General features: G+C 44.2%; 1 protein-coding gene. It reads left to right on the top strand.

The window, feature by feature from the left end:
- On the top strand, positions 1-520 hold a 520-nt coding region (locus R7P64_RS24695; RefSeq protein WP_318124277.1), incomplete at both ends, for a DUF2884 family protein.

The raw sequence follows: 520 nt of genomic DNA, 5'->3' as shown, positions 1-520 counted from the left end.
GAGTTGATTGAACTCGATGCGGAGCAGAAAGCCGCGATTGAAGCATATCGCGAAAAAATGAATGCCTATATTCCTCAAGCTAAGCAGCTAGCGAGTGATGGCTTGGAACTCGCCAATGACATCATTGATGATGTGGCAGCGAGTTTGGATGCGCCGGGCGCGTTTGATAACGTAAAAGTTGCAGTTAAAGACTTCTTTGCTGATGTGCAATCTCGTTATTACAAAGATGGTGATTTTATTTTGCCTGCAGACAGCTTTGAATCGATGACGCAGGGCTGGACGAAAGATTTTGAAAAAGCGCAGGAGATTTTTAATAAAGAGTTTCTGGCTAGCGCGTTCGATGCTTTATCGAAAAAAATGAAAGAAGAGGGTGGTTTAAACCTGACAGCACTCTCTGAAAGCATGGCAGAATTAAGTGCGAAAGTTGAGCAGCGTTTGGCTGAACATTCGAAAGAGGTGGAGCAACAAGCGGAAGACTTATGTGAATCTCTGGACAATATGGCAGGGCAAGAAGACGATT

It is taken from the genome of Vibrio sp. 2304 (assembly GCF_033339475.1).
In the GTDB taxonomy this organism is placed as follows: domain Bacteria; phylum Pseudomonadota; class Gammaproteobacteria; order Enterobacterales; family Vibrionaceae; genus Vibrio; species Vibrio alginolyticus.
The sequence above is the reverse complement of the archived record's forward strand: the minus strand, read 5'-3'. Positions and strand labels throughout refer to the sequence as shown.